Origin of the sequence: Streptomyces sp. NBC_01255 (genome assembly GCF_036226445.1) — a bacterium.
In the GTDB taxonomy this organism is placed as follows: domain Bacteria; phylum Actinomycetota; class Actinomycetes; order Streptomycetales; family Streptomycetaceae; genus Streptomyces.
On sequence record NZ_CP108474.1, the window covers coordinates 2,972,506 to 2,989,189 of the forward strand.

At 74.2% G+C, this 16,684-nt stretch carries 10 protein-coding genes; 3 read left to right on the plus strand and 7 right to left on the minus strand.

All coding sequences use genetic code 11. From position 1 onward, the window contains the following. Positions 1–117: 117 nt before the first annotated feature. Complete coding sequence (locus tag OG357_RS12980; RefSeq protein ID WP_329621282.1) at positions 118–3,591, minus strand: ATP-dependent helicase; 3,474 nt, start codon at positions 3,589–3,591, stop codon at positions 118–120. A 224-nt stretch (positions 3,592–3,815) separates the two neighbouring features. Further along, positions 3,816–4,181 carry an MGMT family protein gene (locus OG357_RS12985; protein ID WP_317598911.1) on the minus strand — a complete coding sequence of 122 codons (366 nt, stop codon included), beginning with the start codon at positions 4,179–4,181 and terminating at the stop codon, positions 3,816–3,818. 168 nt (positions 4,182–4,349) lie between these two features. On the opposite strand from OG357_RS12985, the gene OG357_RS12990 reads away from it, so the two are divergent. The 3 genes from OG357_RS12990 to OG357_RS13000 all read left to right on the plus strand — a co-directional run bounded on the left by OG357_RS12990 (position 4,350) and on the right by OG357_RS13000 (position 10,295). Further along, the gene (locus OG357_RS12990; protein ID WP_443066674.1) at positions 4,350–7,016 is read left to right on the plus strand and encodes a lysylphosphatidylglycerol synthase domain-containing protein; all 2,667 of its coding nucleotides are present in this window, start codon (positions 4,350–4,352) and stop codon (positions 7,014–7,016) included. Between the two features lie 70 nt (positions 7,017–7,086). Then, the gene (locus OG357_RS12995) at positions 7,087–8,661 is read left to right on the plus strand and encodes an alpha/beta hydrolase (protein ID WP_329621284.1); all 1,575 of its coding nucleotides are present in this window, start codon (positions 7,087–7,089) and stop codon (positions 8,659–8,661) included. Positions 8,662–8,720: 59 nt separating this feature from the next. Beyond that, positions 8,721–10,295 carry an alpha/beta hydrolase gene (locus OG357_RS13000; protein WP_329621285.1) on the plus strand — a complete coding sequence of 525 codons (1,575 nt, stop codon included), beginning with the start codon at positions 8,721–8,723 and terminating at the stop codon, positions 10,293–10,295. A gap of 53 nt (positions 10,296–10,348) precedes the next feature. Here OG357_RS13000 and moeZ read toward each other — a convergent pair whose 3' ends face one another. The 5 genes from moeZ to OG357_RS13025 all read right to left on the minus strand — a co-directional run bounded on the left by moeZ (position 10,349) and on the right by OG357_RS13025 (position 16,517). After that, positions 10,349–11,527 carry an adenylyltransferase/sulfurtransferase MoeZ gene (gene moeZ, locus OG357_RS13005; protein WP_329621286.1) on the minus strand — a complete coding sequence of 393 codons (1,179 nt, stop codon included), beginning with the start codon at positions 11,525–11,527 and terminating at the stop codon, positions 10,349–10,351. Between the two features lie 63 nt (positions 11,528–11,590). Then, positions 11,591–12,337: a spherulation-specific family 4 protein gene (locus OG357_RS13010; RefSeq protein WP_329621287.1), complete on the minus strand. Its 747-nt coding sequence runs from the start codon at positions 12,335–12,337 to the stop codon at positions 11,591–11,593. Next, positions 12,325–13,296 (minus strand): NAD-dependent epimerase/dehydratase family protein, encoded by a 972-nt coding sequence (locus OG357_RS13015; RefSeq protein WP_329621288.1) that lies wholly within the window; start codon positions 13,294–13,296, stop codon positions 12,325–12,327. The genes OG357_RS13010 and OG357_RS13015 overlap by 13 nt, the downstream gene beginning before the upstream one ends. A gap of 130 nt (positions 13,297–13,426) precedes the next feature. Then, on the minus strand, positions 13,427–14,878 hold the full coding sequence (locus tag OG357_RS13020) for a hypothetical protein (protein ID WP_329621289.1): 1,452 nt from the start codon (positions 14,876–14,878) through the stop codon (positions 13,427–13,429). Further along, positions 14,871–16,517: a glycosyltransferase gene (locus OG357_RS13025; RefSeq protein ID WP_329621290.1), complete on the minus strand. Its 1,647-nt coding sequence runs from the start codon at positions 16,515–16,517 to the stop codon at positions 14,871–14,873. The genes OG357_RS13020 and OG357_RS13025 overlap by 8 nt, the downstream gene beginning before the upstream one ends. Between the last annotated feature and the right edge of the window lie 167 nt (positions 16,518–16,684).

A 16,684-nucleotide genomic window follows, 5' to 3' on the forward strand; every position in this document is an offset into this window, starting at 1 on the left:
TCACAGCTTGTCTTCACAGCGCCCTTATGCGGGACGCCGTGAAGAGTGACGTGCGAAAGCGAACAAAGGATGTACGAAACGGAACGTGATGCTCCGCACAGCGTGTCGCTCGACTCGTCACTCGACGATCTGGCGGCCCTCCGGCTGGGCGCTGCACGAGGCGCGGAAGGCGCAGTTCGCGCAGTGCTGGCCGGTGGTGGGGGTGAAGCGCTCGTCGAGGACCCGGCCGGCGGCGGTGGCGAGCAGGTCGCCGACCCACTCCCCTTCCAGGGGTTCCTGGGCCTGGACCTTCGGCAGGGCGTCGCCGCCCTCCTTCTTCGGGGCGGCCTGCCGCAGCTGTACGAGTTCGGCGCCGCCCGGCTCCGGCCGTTGCCCGTCGAAGACCTCGTCGAGGGCTCCCTCCCGGACCGCGAGCTGGTAGACGGCGAGCTGTGGGTGGTGGGCGACCTCGTCCCGGGTGGGGGCCGCCTTGCCGGTCTTGAAGTCGACGACGTACGCGCGGCCGTGCTCGTCGGTCTCGACGCGGTCCATGGAGCCGCGGATGCGGACCTCGTACTCCCCCGCCTCCAGGGTCACGTCGAAGCCGTGCTCGGAGGCGGCGGGGGTGCGGCCGCCGCGGTCCATGACATGCCACTGCAGGAAGCGTTCGAGCGCCACGCGCGCGTGGGCCTTCTCCTGGGCCGACTTCCAGGGGGCGTCGAAGGCGAGGGCGTCCCAGACGGAGTCCAGGCGGGCCATGAGGACGTCGAGGTCGGCCGGGGTGCGGCCGGAGGCGACCTCGTCGGCGAGGACGTGCACGACGTTGCCGAAGCCCTGGGCGGCGGTGGCGGGGGCCGCGGCCTTGACCTCGCGGCCCAGGAACCACTGGAGGGAGCAGGTGGTGGCGAGGTTCTCCAGGGCGCTCGGCGAGAGGGCGACGGGCAGGTCGCGGTCGCGCAGCGGCACCGTGCTGTGCGTCGGCTCGAACAGGCCCCACCAGCGGTCCGGGTGCGCGGCGGGCACCAGCGGCTGGCCGTCCTCGTCGGCGAGCGCGGCGAGGGAGGCGAGGCGGTGGGCGGCGGCGTCGCGGAGCTCGGGCGAGGCGGCCGGGTCGACGGTCGTCGCCCGGAGCTCGGCGACCAGGGCGGAGACGGCGAGGGGGCGGCGGGGGCGGCCGGGCACCTCCGTCGGCTCGACGCCGAACTCGGTGAGGAAACGGGAGGGCTGGTCGCCGTCCTCCGCCGGTGCCTTCACGGCGGTGACGACGAGGCGGTCGCGGGCGCGGGTGGCGGCCACGTAGAACAGGCGGCGCTCCTCGGCGAGGAGGGCGCCCGGGGTGAGGGGCTCGGCGAGGCCGTCGCGGCCGATGCGGTCGGCTTCGAGGAGGGAGCCGCGGCGGCGCAGGTCCGGCCAGAGGCCTTCCTGGACGCCGGCGACGACGACGAATCCCCATTCGAGGCCCTTGGAACGGTGGGCGGTCATGAGGCGGACGGCGTCGGGGCGGGTGTGGCGGCGGGTGAGGGTGTCGGCGGCGATGTCCTGGGCGTCGAGCTCTTCGAGGAAGTTGAGGACACCGCGGCCGCCGACGCGCTCCTCGGCGCGGGCGGCGGTCTCGAAGAGGGCGCACACGGCGTCGAGGTCCCGGTCGGCGTTCCGCCCGGCGGGCCCGCCGCGCAGGGCGGCGCGCTCCAGGCGCCCCGGCCAGGGGGTGCCGTTCCAGAGGACCCAGAGGGCTTCCTCGGCGGTGCCGCCGGCGCCGAGGAGGGTGCGGGTCTCGCGGAGGAGCTCGCCGAGGCGGCGGGCGCCGCGGGCGTACGAGGGGTCGTGGGCGACGAGGCGCTCGGGCTCGGCGAGCGCGCGGGCGAGGAGGACGTCGGAGGGGGGCGGGAGCTTGTTCCCGCCGGCTCGCTCCTCGTCGCGGAGGGCGCGGCCCAGGCGCCTCAGGTCGGCCGGGTCCACCCCTGCGAGGGGGGAGGCGAGCAGTTCGAGCGCGGTCTCGACGGTGAGCCAGCCGGCGGTGTCGGCCGGCCCGGCAGCCTCCTCCGCGGCCGCGGGGCCGTCGGGGGAAAGGTCCGAAAGGTGCGCCGCCGGTGCGGCGCCGTCGTGGGTTGTGCCCACCCTCCCCCAGAGCTCCGCCTGGGAGGTACCTCCAGCCCCGGCGGGGCGCATGCCCGCAACCGGGTCCGGCGTAGGCGCGGGCTCGCCCGCGACCAGGGCCTGCGGGGGCGGGCCGCCCGGCCTCGCCACCGCGCGCAGCGCGAGCAGCAGTGGGGCGACGGCGGGTTCGTGGCGGAGGGGGGTGTCCGCGGCGTCCGTCTCGACCGGGACGCCCGCCGAGGTGAGCGCCCGGCGGAGGGACGGGAGCGCCGCGGCGGCGCGGGTGAGGACGGCCATGTCCTGCCAGGGGACGCCGTCCTCCAGGTGCGCCCGGCGCAGCAGGTCGGCGATGTTCTCGGCCTCCGCCGAGGCCGTGGGGTACGTGTACGCCTCCGCCCGGCCCCCGTCCCGCGCCGCCGCGAGCTCGCGGTGCGCCCGGACCTTGGCGGCGGGGAGGCGGGTCAGCGGCATCCGCTGGGTGAGGAGCCGGGTCGCCCCGAGGAGCTCCGCGCCCGCGCGGCGGGAGGTGCGCAGGACGCGCACGTCGTTGCCGCCGAATGCGGCCGGGAAGTCGAGGATGCCGTTCACGTCGGCGCCCCGGAAGGCGTAGATGGACTGGTCCGGGTCGCCGAAGGCGACGACCGTGCTCCGCCCGCCGCCCGTGAGGGCGTGCAGGAGCCGGACCTGCGCCGGGTCGGTGTCCTGGTACTCGTCGACGTACACCGCGTCGTACGCGGGCAGCGTGACGCTCCCGGCGAGCAGCACCGCCCGGTGGACGAGTTCCGTGTAGTCGAGGACGCCCTGGAGGTCGAGGACGTCGAGGTACTCGGCGAGGAAGCCGGCCGCCGCCTTCCAGTCCGGGCGGCCGACGCGCTCGGCGAAGCGGGCGAGCGCGTCCGGTCCGAGGCCCAGCTCGCGCGAGCGCGCGAGGACGGCCCGCACCTCGTCGGCGAAGCCGCGGGTGGTGAGGCAGGCGCGCAGTTCGTCGGGCCAGCCGACCCGCCCGAGGCCGGCCTTCTCCAGGTCGATCTGGCCGGCGAGCAGCTCGCGCACGGCGAGGTCCTGCTCGGGTCCCGAGAGCAGCCGCAGCGGTTCGGCGAAGAGCTCGGCGTCCTGGTGGGCGCGGATCAGGGCGTAGCAGTACGAGTGGAAGGTCGTCGCCTGCGGCGGGCGGCGACCGCCGAGCCGGGTGGCCATCCGGTCGCGGAGTTCGACGGCGGCCTTGCGGCTGAAGGTGAGGACGAGGAGCCGTTCGGGGTCGGCGCCCCGTTCCATCCGGGCCGCGACGGCCTCGACCAGCGTCGTCGTCTTTCCGGTGCCGGGTCCGGCGAGGACGAGGAGCGGTCCGCCGGTGTGGTCAACCACTTCCCGCTGGGCTGCGTCCAGCTGAGGGGGATCCAGCGGGGCCGGCGCGGTACGCACCAGTCGGTACGCGCCCGGGGTCCGCTGCCGGCCCGGACCCGGGTACGGCTGTCCCTGGTGCGGCGTGTGCCGGGTGGTGGAGGAGGAGCTCACGTGGTTCGCCGGTCCTGGGGGATGTGGTGGTGCGGGTGAGGCGCCCATGCGCGGCGGCCGTCGCCGCGGAAGACGCGAACGTCGACGTTACGCGAAACGGACCGCCGCCGAGCCGTACTCCGTCGCGGATCCCGAGCCGTACCCCGTACCGGCGCCGGCGCCGTACGCCGTGCCGCGTCCGCTCCACCGGGCCCGCGCGGCCCGTACCCCCCGGGGCTCCGGTCTCAGGTGTGAGTTCCGTCCCAGCGGGCCCGCCGCATGTCGATCCGCGGTACGTGTCCCTCGGCCGCCGGGCCCGCCTCGCGCAGCGGGGTGCCCTCCTCGCGGTAGTGGCCGAGGGCCCGCAGCTCGTGCCCGGGGAGCAGCGTCCCGTCCGCGCGGACCACGCGCCACCACGGCGCCGTCCCGCCGTACAGGGCCATCACGCGGCCGACCTGACGCGGCCCTCCCTCGCCCAGCCATTCGGCCACGTCGCCATAGGTCATCACGCGGCCGGGCGGGATCCCGTCGGCGACGTCGAGCACCCGCTCCGCGTACTCGGGCAGTTCTCCGGTGTCCCCCACGGGTTCCTCCAGGCTCATCCGTCTCATCCTGCCTCACCCCACCGACATGGCCCTGATGCCTCCACGCGGCGGCTCTTCGTGCCACCATCGTCCGGGCGGTGACTGGTGATACGAGATCAAGAGCGACAAATACAAGAACAAGAACGAGAACAAGAGCAAGACCGGGAACGACACGACGCGCATGCAGAGACGGACATGGTGATGGGGCAGGACACGCAGCCTCCCGAGGAGGGCGAGGCCGGCCTGCCCGAACGGGTCTCCGGGGACGAGCCCCTGCTCGCGGCCCGCGTCCACCGGCCCTCCGACCTGATGCGGCTGCTCGCCGGTCTCCTCGCCATCGGCCTCGTCATCGCCGTCGCCGCCTTCGCGCACGCCACGACGTCGGGCCTCGAAGAGGACATCAACAAGGGGGCGGGCGGCGCCCCCGACGTCTTCGTCAAGATCGCCGGTCTCGTCTCCTCCATCGCCGTCCTGCTGGTCCCGGTCGCCTTCGCCATCGAGCGCCTGATCAAACGGGACGGACTGCGCATCGCCGACGGCGTCCTCGCCGCCGTCCTCGCGCACGGCGTCACCCTCGCCACCGATCTCTGGGTCGCCCAGGCGGCGCCCGGCACCATCCAGGACGCGCTCACCCAGCCGCAGTCCGGCGGCGGGCTCACCGACCCGGTGCACAACTACCTCGCCCCGGTCATCGCGTACATGACCGCCGTCGGCATGGCCCGAAGACCTCGCTGGCGGGTGGCGCTGTGGGCGGTGCTGCTGCTCGACGCGTTCACGATGCTGGTGGCCGGCTACACCACGGCGCTCTCGATCATCCTGACCGTGCTGATCGGCTGGACCGTGGCCTACGGCACGCTGTACGCCGTCGGCTCCCCGAACGTCCGGCCCACCGGCCAGACCCTCCTCGCCGGCCTGCGCCGCGTCGGCTTCCGCCCCGTGACGGCGCTGCGCGCCGAGGGCGTGCCGGACGCGTCGGACATCGGCGACAGGGGCCGCCGGTACATCGTGACCCTGGAGGAGGGGGCGCCGCTCGACGTCACCGTCGTCGACCGCGAGCAGCAGGCCCACGGCTTCTTCTACCGGATGTGGCGGCGGATCACGCTGCGGACGATCACCACCCGCCGGTCGATCGTCTCGCTGCGGCAGGCTCTGGAGCAGGAGGCCCTCCTCGCCTACGCTGCCATCGCCGCCGGGGCGAACGCGCCGAAGCTGATCGCCACCTCGGAGCTCGGCCCGGACGCCGTCATGCTCGTGTACGAGCACATCGGCGGCCGGAGCCTGGACTCGCTCGACGACCACGAGATCACCGACGAGCTGGTACGGGGCGCCTGGCGGCAGGTGCGGGCGCTCCAGTCCCGCCGGATCGCCCACCGCAGGCTCGCGGGCGACGCGATTCTGGTGGATCGTTCCGGCAGGGTGGTCCTGACCGACCTGCGCGGGGGCGAGATCGCGGCCGGGGACCTGATCCTGCGGATGGACATCGCGCAGCTGCTCACCACCCTCGGCCTGCGGGTCGGGGCGGAGCGGGCGGTCGCCGCGGCCGTGGAGGTCCTCGGTCCTGACAGCGTCGCGAACTGCATGCCGCTGCTCCAGCCGATCGCGCTGAGCCGCTCCACGCGCGCGACGCTGCGGAGACTGGCGCGGGAGCGGTCGCAGCGCGAGCGCGAGGCCGTGCTCGCGGGCTCCGAGGCGGCCAAGCGCGAGCGGGAGCTGGCGAAGGCGGAGGCCGCGGCGGACAAGACGGCGGACAGGACGGCGGACAAGACCGTCGTACGGTCCGAGACGAAGGCCGAGAAGAAGGCGGACAGGAAGGCCGAGAAGCGGGCCCTGGACACGGCGCTCGACGAGGCCCGCGAGGAGGACCTGCTGGCCCAGATCCGGCAGCAGGTCCTGCTGATCCGTCCGCAGGCGCCGGTGGAACCGGTCCGCCTCGAGCGGATCAAGCCGCGGACGCTGATCAGCATGATCGCGGGCGCGGTCGCCGCGTACTTCCTGCTGTCGCAGATCGCCCGTACGCCGCTGTCGACGGTCAGCGAGGCGGACTGGCGGTGGGTGGCGGCGGCGGTCCTGTTCTCGGCGCTCAGCTACCTGGCGGCGGCGATGAGCCTGCTCGGCTTCGTGCCGGAGCGGGTCGGGTTCTGGCGGACGGTGGTGGCGCAGGTCGCCGGCTCGTTCGTGAAGATCGTCGCCCCCGCGGCGGTCGGCGGTGTCGCCCTGAACACCCGTTTCCTCCAGCGCGCGGGCGTCCGGCCCGGGCTCGCGGTGGCGAGCGTCGGCGCCTCGCAGCTCTTCGGGCTCGGGGCGCACATCCTGCTCCTGCTCCTCTTCGGCTATCTGACGGGGACGGAGAAGACGCAGTCGTTCAGCCCGTCGAGGACGGTCATCGCCGGTCTGCTGACGGTCGCGGTGCTGGTCCTGGTGGTGACCGCCATCCCGTTCATGCGCAAGTTCGTGTCGACGCGGCTGCGCTCGCTCTTCGCGGGTGTGGTGCCGCGCATGCTGGACGTGCTCCAGCGGCCGATGAAGCTGCTGACCGGCATCGGCGGGATGCTGCTCCTGACCGGCGCGTTCGTGTTCTGCCTGGACGCCTCGATCCGGGCCTTCGGCCACGGCAACCACACGGTCAGCTACGCGAGCGTGGCCGTCGTCTTCCTCGCGGGCAACGCGCTCGGTTCGGCGGCGCCGACCCCGGGCGGTGTCGGCGCGGTCGAGGGCGCGCTCACCTTCGGTCTGGTGGCGGTCGGCCTGCCCCTGGAGGTCGCCACGCCGGCGGTGCTGCTGTACCGCCTGCTGACCCTGTGGATCCCGGTGCTCCCCGGCTGGATCTGCTTCAACTGGCTGACGAAACGCGAAGCGCTGTAGCGAGGAGGCCTGCCACCCGTCCGGCCCTCCGCCCCGCGCGGAGGCCCGGACGGCGGCCCACCATGGGCCTATGCCGATCTCCGCCGCCCAGCGCGCCGCCCTGATCACCGCCACGACCGTGCTGCTCGCCGCCGGGTGCTCGGACGGGTCGGACGACGGGACCGACACGACGAAGCCGACCGGATCGGCCGGACTCTCGGCGCTGACGGAGCAGAAACTGGTCTGGGCCCCCTGCCCGCCGCCGTCCGCGGCCGAGGGCGGCGGGACCGCGCCCTCGCCGCTCCCCGGCGGCACCGCCTGGGAGTGCTCGTTCCTCCAGGCACCGCTGGACTGGTCGGCACCGGCCGGCGAGACCATCGAGCTGGCCCTCATCCGGGCCAAGGCCCGCGACGCCGACGCCCGCATCGGCTCACTGATCTTCAACTTCGGCGGGCCCGGCGGCTCCGGCATCACCGGCCTGCCGGGCTTCGCCAACGAGTACGAGTCCCTCCGCTCCCGCTACGACCTCGTCTCCTTCGACCCGCGCGGGGTGGGCCGCAGCGAACCCGTCGAGTGCGCCACCGACAAGGAGCTCGACGCGTACTACGCCCTGGACTTCACGCCCGACGACGCGGCCGAGGAGCGGACCCTGTCGGACGCGCAGAAGACGTACGCGGCCGGGTGCGAGAGGGAGGCGGGACCGGCCCTGCCGCACGTCGGCACCGAGAACGCCGCCCGGGACATGGACCTGATGCGCCAGGTCCTCGGCGACGACAAGCTCCACTACTTCGGCATCTCGTACGGCACGGAACTCGGCGGCGTCTACGCCCACCTCTTCCCGGAGAACGTGGGCCGGGCCGTCCTGGACGCCGTCGTCGACCCCGACGCGGGCGTCGAGGAAGGAGCTCTCGCCCAGGCGAAGGGCTTCCAGCTCGCCCTCGACAACTTCGCCCAGGACTGCGTGGACCGCGGCGACGAGTGCACCCTGCCCGGTACGAGCGTCGCCGAGGTCGAGTCCTTCATCACCGACCTCCTGGCCGAGCTCGACGCGAAGCCGATCCCGGGCATCGGCGACCGCGAGCTGACCCAGACGCAGGCCACCAACGGCATCGCGCAGTCCCTGTACTCCAAGGAGTACTGGCCCTATCTGGAGCAGGGGCTCGACGCGGCCGACGGCGGCGACGGCGCACTGCTCCTCTCGCTCTCCGACTCGCTGAACGGACGCGGCCAGAACGGCACCTACAGCAACATCCAGGCCGCCAACGCCGCCATCAACTGCGTGGACTTCAAGGAGCGCTACACCCTCGGCCAGGCGAAGGAGCGGCTCGGCGAGTTCCGCGAGGCCTCCCCCGTCTTCGGCGACTTCATGGGTTGGGCCCTCGCGAACTGCTCGCAGTGGCCGGTGCCGGGCGCCTGGGAGCACCCGGACGTCTCCGCGTCCGGTGCGGACCCGATCCTGGTCGTCGGCACCACCGGGGACCCGGCCACGCCGTACGAGGGCACGCGCGCGATGGTGAACGCGCTCGGCAAGGGCGTCGGCATCGAGGTGACGTACGAGGGCGAGGGCCACGGCGCCTACAACAGCGGCAACGCGTGCGTGAAGAAGGCCGTGGACGCGTACCTCCTGGACGGCAAGCTGCCGGCCTCCGGGACCGTCTGCAAGTGACGCGCCTCCATGTGACGCACCTCTAGGATGGCCGCCTTGCCGGGATCCTGGGGGAACACATGTCCATACGTGTACGCATGACGGTGCTTGCCGTGACCGGGCTGCTCGTCGCGGGCTGTTCGAGCGGCGGGAACGACGGGAGCGGCGGGACCACGACGGCGGCCCCGTCCGCCACCACCCCGACGCCGCGGCCGACCACCGACGCCAAGGCCTCGGAGCCCGCCGCGACCCCCGCGCTCCCCGCCTCCCTCACCGGCCAGCGCCTCGACTGGAAGCGCTGCGAGGCCCCGGAGAACGGGCAGCGGCCCGGCGCCGAATGGCGCTGCGCGACGGTCGAGGTCCCGCTCGACCACGCGAAGCCCGAAGGCGCCACGACCCCCGTCGCGCTGATCCGCAAGGAGGCCGGCGACAAGCGCGGCCGGATCGGCTCGCTCCTCTTCAACTTCGGCGGCCCGGGCGCCTCCGGTGTCGAGATCCTGCCGCAGGCTGCCCAGGAGTACGCGAAGCTGGGCGAGCGCTACGACCTCGTCGGCTTCGATCCGAGGGGCGTGGGCGGCAGCGCCGGTGTGGTCTGCCGGGACGACGCCGAACAGGCCGCCGCCGAGGCCTCGGTGGACCTCACCCCGGACACGGCCGCCGAGGAGGCCGCGTACATCGAGGACAACACCGCCTTCGGCGCCGGCTGCGCCCGCCGCTCCGGCACGGTCCTCCCGCACACCACGACCACCGCCACCGCCCGCGACCTGGACCTGGCCCGGCAGGTCCTCGGGGACGACAAGCTCCACTACTTCGGCATGTCGTACGGGACGCAGCTCGGCGGCACGTACGCCCACCTCTTCCCGGCGAACGTGGGACGGCTCGTCCTCGACGCGGTCGTCGACCCGACCGCCGACACCACCGGACACGCCCGCCACCAGACGATCGGCTTCCAGCGGGCCCTGGACAACTACCTGAAGAGCACCGGCGAGGACCCGAAGGCCGGGTCGGAGCGGATCGCCCGCCTGCTGCGGAAGCTGGACCGCGAACCGCTGACCGTCGGCGACCGCCGGCTGACCGAGGGCCTCGCGCTCACGGGCATCGCGATCACGCTGTACGGGCAGGCGAACTGGCCCCTGCTCACCCGGGCCCTGGCCGACGCCGAACAGGGCCGCGGCGCCGCTCTCCTCGCACTCGCCGACGCCTACAACGACCGTGACGAGAAGGGCCACTACGCGACCCAGTCGCACTCCCAGCGGGCGATCTCCTGCGCCGACTCCAGCGAGCGCCCGACCGCCGCGCGGGCGAAGGCGCTGATCCCCGAGTTCCGCGGGCTCTCCCCCGTCTTCGGGGCGTTCCTCGCCTGGGACACGGCCGGCTGGTGCGCGAACTGGCCGGTGAAGGGCGAGCGGACGACCCCGGAGGCGAGCGCCCCGGGCGCGGCCCCGATCCTCGTCGTCGGCACGACCGGCGACCCGGCGACCCCGTACGAGGGCGCGGAGAAGATGGCGAAGGAGCTCGGGGACGGCGTCGGTGTCCTGGTCACGAACAAGGGCGAGGGCCACGGCGCCTACGGCACCTCGCCGTGCGTGACGAAGAAGGTCGACGCCTACTTCCTGAAGGGCACGGTCCCGGCGTACGGCACGACCTGCGGGTGAGCACGGGAAAGGGCCCGGACCTCGTGACGAGGTCCGGGCCCTCTCCGTACGGTCTAGTAGACCGGCTTCTCGGGCTCGATCTGGTGGACCCAGCCGATCACGCCGCCGCCGACGTGCACCGCGTCGGCGAAGCCCGCGGCCTTGAGCACCGCGAGGACTTCCGCACTGCGGACACCCGTCTTGCAGTGCAGGACGATCCGCTTGTCCTGCGGGAGGTCCTGGAGGGCGGTGCCCATCAGGAACTCGCCCTTGGGGATCAGGCGCGCGCCGGGGATCGAGACGATCTCGTACTCGTTGACCTCGCGGACATCGATGATGTCGATGTTCTCGCCCTCGTCGATCCACTCCTTGAGCTGCTTGGGAGTGATCGTCGAGCCGAGCGCCGCCTCCTGGGCCTCCTCGGACACGACGCCGCAGAAGGCCTCGTAGTCGATGAGCTCGGTGACGGTGGGGTTCTCGCCGCAGACCGCGCAGTCGGGGTCCTTGCGGACCTTGACCTGGCGGTACTGCATCTCCAGGGCGTCGTAGATCATCAGGCGGCCGACCAGCGGGTCGCCCACGCCGGCGAGCACCTTGATGGCCTCGGTGACCTGGATGGAGCCGATGGACGCGCACAGCACGCCCAGGACGCCGCCCTCGGCGCAGGACGGGACCATGCCCGGCGGCGGGGGCTCCGGGTAGAGGCAGCGGTAGCACGGGCCGTACTCGGACCAGAAGACCGAGGCCTGGCCGTCGAAGCGGTAGATCGAACCCCAGACGTACGGCTTGTTCAGCAGCACGCAGGCGTCGTTCACCAGGTAGCGCGTGGCGAAGTTGTCCGTGCCGTCGACGATCAGGTCGTACTGGCCGAAGATCTCCATCACGTTGTCGGCCTCGAGCCGCTCCTCGTGAAGGATCACGTTCACGTACGGGTTGATGCCGAGCACGCTGTCGCGTGCCGAGGCGGCCTTGGAACGGCCGATGTCGGCCTGGCTGTGGATGATCTGGCGCTGGAGGTTCGACTCGTCGACCTCGTCGAACTCCACGATGCCGAGCGTGCCCACGCCGGCGGCGGCCAGGTACATCAGCGCCGGCGAGCCGAGACCGCCGGCGCCGACACACAGCACCTTGGCGTTCTTCAGCCGCTTCTGCCCGTCCATCCCGACGTCCGGGATGATCAGGTGGCGGGAGTACCTGCGGACCTCGTCTACGGTGAGCTCGGCAGCCGGCTCGACCAGGGGTGGCAGCGACACGGGGACTCCGGTTGTCGGTATGTCAGTACGGTTGTTCTCCCCGTAACACTGCCACGCCCCTCCTCATTCCGAGACACCCGGTCCGATCCGCGAGACGATTTCGTCCCAGTAGCCGGGCAGCGAGTGAAATGGCGTGCTTTGTTCCCGACCCCCTGGCCGGTCGGTGAAGAAGATCGTCCCGGCCCCCTGCCAGCGGGCGACCCGCAGCGCCTCGTCGAGGTGGGTGCGCGGGACCCCGTGGACGAGGTGGACGAACTTCGCCTCCGCGTAGTCGGCGGTCCACTCCGCCACCTGTGACCAGCGGTAGTCCGTCCAGGCACCGGAGAACGTGACCAGCTGGTCGGCGGTCTCCGCGTACCCCGGATGGGGGTGGGTGCCGTGGCCGAGGACGAGGTGCGCCTCGCCGCCGAGGACGGCCTCCAGGGTCGCCGTGAGCCGCCGCGTCCCGGGCAGATCGGCCCGGTCGGAGGGGGCGCGATCCAGGTAGAAGCCGTCCACCTTGTACCAGTCGAGGAAGCGGTGGGCGTCCGAGACCAGCTCCCCGAAGGGCCGGGAGCCGTAGGCGAGGTCCAGGTGTCCGAGGACCCGGACCCCGGCGTTACGGAGCTTCCCGGCGGCCTCCAGGCAGTGCGGGTCGGGACGGCTCCCCGGGCCGTCCGCGACGTTGAGCACGGCCCAGTGCAGCGGGGTCCCGGGGCGGGTCAGCTCGGCCCACTCGACGGGGGCGAGCAGCGGGTGGGCGTAGCCGGGGACGCCCACCCCCAGCGCCTGGACCGCGCCCGTGGCGGTGGGCGTCGTCAGATGCGACACGCCGCCTCCATCCAGATGTCGGCGAGGGACTCCTCCAGGTTGATCTGGGGCCGCCAGCCGAGCCGGTCGCGGGCGGTGCGGACGTCTGCCTGCTGCCAGGGGCCGCAGCCGTCGGGGTACGGGTAGGGGGCGGCGGCCAGCTGGTCGGCGATGGTCCCCTCGGTGCGGGGCGCGCCGATCATCGGGCGCTGCGGCATGCCGTGCGGGGCGTCCAGCTCGTGGAGGTTGCCGGTGTAGCCGGCGACCCGGGCGAGCACGGCGGCGGCGTCGCGGAGCCGGACCGCGCGGCCGGTGCCGATGTTGACGACGCCCTGGGCGGCGGAGAGCGAGGCCGCGTGGACGGCCCTGGCCACGTCCCGTACGTCGACGAAGTCCCGCTGCACGCCGAGTCCGCTGAGCTTGAGCTCGCCGTCCCCGGCCTGCATCGCGCGGCGCATCGCCTCGGCGAGGCGGCCGAGCGGGGAGCCGGCGGGGGTGCCGGGGCCGACGGGCGAGAACACCCGCAGGACGACGGCGTCGAGGCCTGAGCCGAGGACGAGTTCGGTCGCGGCCAGCTTGGACACCCCGTACGGGCCGCCGGGGCGGGGTACGGCGTCCTCGGCCGTGGAGGAGCCGGGCTGGCTGGGCCCGTACTCCGAGGCGCAGCCGACCTGCACGAGCCGGGCGCCACAGCCGCTGCGGCGCAGGGCCTCGCAGACGGTGGCGACGGCGATGGTGTTGTGCCGGGTCAGTTCGCGGGCGCCGCCGCGGGTGGCGCCCGCGCAGTTGACGACGACCCCGGGGTGGACGGCGTCGAGGAAGCGGGTCAGCGCGCCCGGGCTGCCGGAGGCGAGGTCGAAACGCACGTCGGCGTCGTCGCCGCGGCCGAGGGCGGTGAGGTGGACGGCCGGGTCGGCGAGCAGCCGGTCGGCGACGAAACGGCCGATGAAGCCATTGGCTCCGAGCAGTAGCACCCTCATCGCGCGGCCCCTACGTGCCGACCGGCCGGTCCTTGGGAGTGAGGGGTCATGGTCTTCGGTCTCCTTGCGGGGTGATGAGAGAGGTGGCGGGGCACGCCCGCGGCGTCGGCTCCGCGGGTGAGCGGGGGATTCACGGGGTGGCGGTATGGGCGGAGGCCCGGGCGAGGGCGCCGGTCGCGTGGGCCAGCAGGCCGAGCGCGGCGGCGCCGCAGACGAGGGTGGGTACGGCCCCGGGTCCCGCGGTGGCGACGACGGCGCGCACGGGGGCGGCGAGCTCGTCGAAGCCGGGGACGGGGATACGGGCGGCGAGGACGCTCGCGAGGGCGAGGGCCTCGGCGGCGCAGGCGGCGGCGAGCGCGGCGGAGGCCGTCTCGGGGAAGCCGTGGACGGTGAGGAGCCGGGCCAGCAGCAGGAGCGCGCCGAGGGCGAAGGCGCCCGGGCTGAATCCGGTGAGGGCGAGGAGGGCGGTGAGGGCGAGGAGCTGGAGCGTCACCGTGCCGAGGAGCAGGGGCCTGGCTCCGGCGGCGAAGTCCGCAAGTCCCCGGCTGTCGGCGATCCGGCGTCGGGCCCGGCTCGCGAAGACGTGGGCGCCCCAGGCGGCGGGGGCGACGGCGAGGGCGAGGGCGAGGAGGGGGCCGGGGTGGAGGTCCCAGGGCCCGTCGGGGCCGCCCGCCAGCACCTGCGCCAGGAGTCCGTCGCCGGCGAGCGCGTACGCGAGGAGCCAGACGGTCCAGAGGCGGGCGGCGGGCACGGTCCGGCTGCCGGGGGCGCGGAGGGGTCCGCGCCGGACGGCGAGGAGGAGCGCGCCGGTGAGCGCGACGGCTCCGGCGGCGCCGACGGCGAGGCGGACGGATCCCTGGGTGAGGGTGAGCCCGAGCCCGGCGAGCGCGGCGGCGGCGCCGGGCGCGAGGGCGGCGAGCATCCAGTCGGCGCGGGCCCGGTCGCCCGGCGCCGGGGCAGGGGTCGTGCCGGTGGCGCGCGGCACGCGGACGTACAGCTCCTCGGCGAGCGCGAAGACGTCTCGGTGCCGGAAGCGGGCGGCGGTCCGGTCGGTGAACCCCTGCGCTTCGAGCCCGGCGGCGATCTCCAGCGGGTCGACGGCACGCTCGCACAACTCCCGGTGCCGGTGCATGAGCACCTTGACGGGATCGGCGTTGCCGCGCCGCGGCCGGGGAGGCGAGACCGAGGGGCCGGGCGACGGCGCATCCGCGCGCTCGTCCGACACGGGCCCCTCTGCGGGGGCGAGGACGTCCGCCGGGGCGGGTGCCTCCGGTGCGTCCGGCGAGGTGGGTGTCTTCGTCCCGCCCATCCAGGCGAGGCCGCGCTCCGGGGCGTCGAAGGGGGCGGCGGCTTCGGACGCCGGGACGTCGGCTTCGGAGGCCGGGACGTCGGCCGGGGCTATCCCGGACGGCGCGGTGTCCGCGGCGTCCCACGCGTCCGGCGCGTCCGCCGGGAGGTCGCTCGTCTCGGCGCCGGCCGGAGTCAGGGCCGGGGTGCCGAGGAGGGCTTCGGAGCGGGCGTCCCACGCTCCGGGGCTCGTGGGGGCGGCGGGGCCGCGCATGGGGGTGTCTCCTTCAGGCATCGGGGGCTCCTGTGCCCGCAGTCACGGCCTGGTGCGTCCAGCTGCCGGGCACGTGGGCCTCGGCCGGGTGGGCGAAGGGCACGCCGTCCCCGGGGCGGTGGCGCACCGGCGCGTGGGAGAGAAGCTCCAGGTAGATGCCGCGGAACGCGGCGAGGTTCTGTTCGACGGTGAAGAGTTCGAGCGCGCGGGCGCGGGCGGCGGCGCCCAGCCGGTAGCGGCGCTCGGGCTCCCGGAGCAGCGCGAGGCACGCGTCGGCGAGCGCGCGCGGGTTGCGCGGCGGGACGACGAGGCCGGTGCCGCCGATCACCTCGACGACCGCGCCGACGTCGGTCGAGACGGTGGCGCGGGCGCAGAACATCGCCTCGACGAGGCTGGTCGGGAAGCCCTCGACGACGCTGGAGAGGACGACGACCGCCGCAGAGGCGTACGTGTCCTCCAGCGTGGGCGCCTCGGGTCCGCCGAGCTCCTCGAAGCTGACGGGGTTCTCGCCGACGGCGTGCGCCCCCGGGGCCTCGTCGGGGAAGAGCTGCGCCGCGAACCCCTTGCAGTGCGTGAGGTACGCGTCGGCGTCGGGCTCGCCGGTCGGCACGGCGACGATCCGCAGCCGGACGTCGGGCTGCCGGGCCCGGATCTCGGCGAAGGCGTGGAGCAGGGCGACGAGGTCCTTGGCGGGTTCGACGCGGCCGACCCAGACGAGGGTGGTCGGGTCGCCGCTCTCCTCGTCCTCGCCGACCTCGGCGAAGCGGTCGGCGGCCAGGCCGGGGTGGACGGTGCGGATACGGGCGCGGTCGGCGCCGCACTTCTCCTGCCAGCGGCGGGCGTGGGCGTTGCCGGGGGTGAGGAGCGCGGCCTGCCGGTAGGTCTCGGCGGCGATCCGGCCGTGGAGCGAGGCGAGGAGGCCGCGCAGGGGGACGGAGCGGTCGGCGACGGCCGGCGAGAGGTAGTGGGCGCGAAGCTGGACGCCGTACTCGGTGACCAGGAGCGGCGTCCCGAAGAAGCGTTTGGCCAGGAGGCCGGGGAGCGCGGTCGTGCCGCCGGCGGTGGCGTGGCAGACGTCGACGGCGCCGAGCACCTCCTCCTCGTACCAGTCGAGGGAGAGCGGGCGCAGGGCGCGCTCCAGGTGGTCGACGAAGGCGAGGTGGTCGGGGAGGCCTGCCGCCGCCGCGGTCCGGCGTGCGCCGGGGGCGCGGCAGGCGGCTTCGAGGGCGCGGACGGCGTCGTCGGAGCGGAGCGCGCCCGGCAGTCCGCCGCGCTCGCGGGCGAGGTCGGCGAGGGCGTGGAGCCCGGTGGCGAAGGACGTCTCGTCGTGTTCGGCGCAGAGGCCGGTGGCGAGGGCGTGGAAGCCCTCGGTGAAGCGGCGGCGCTCGCGCCGTCCGTAGGCGCGGCGGGAGGCGCGGTCGTCGCCGAAGGCGGCCCGCTCGACGCGGCTCCCCGGGGTGGTGTCGGCGTCGGGGCCGCTCACGTCGCCCGTGCGGACGGTCCGGGCGTTCGGGGGCAGCGGGGCGGCGGTGCCGGTGGGTCCGAGGGCGTAGACATCGAACTGGTGCTGCCCGAGCCCGTGTACGAGCCGTTCGCACCAGAGTCCGGCCTCACCGGCGGCGTACGGGTAGCCACCCTCCGTGAGCAGTGCGATCCGCACGAGTGCACCCCCGATCTCCCTTGACGTCGGCCACCGTTTGTCCGGCGACTCGCAGCGGGAAGAACGTAAGCGGAGATACCGGTGGTGCGATGGACGGTTGTCCGTCGCACCACCGGAAGGGGTGAATGCACGTAACTTTCCCACCCCGGTCGCGTTCGGTCGCGGTA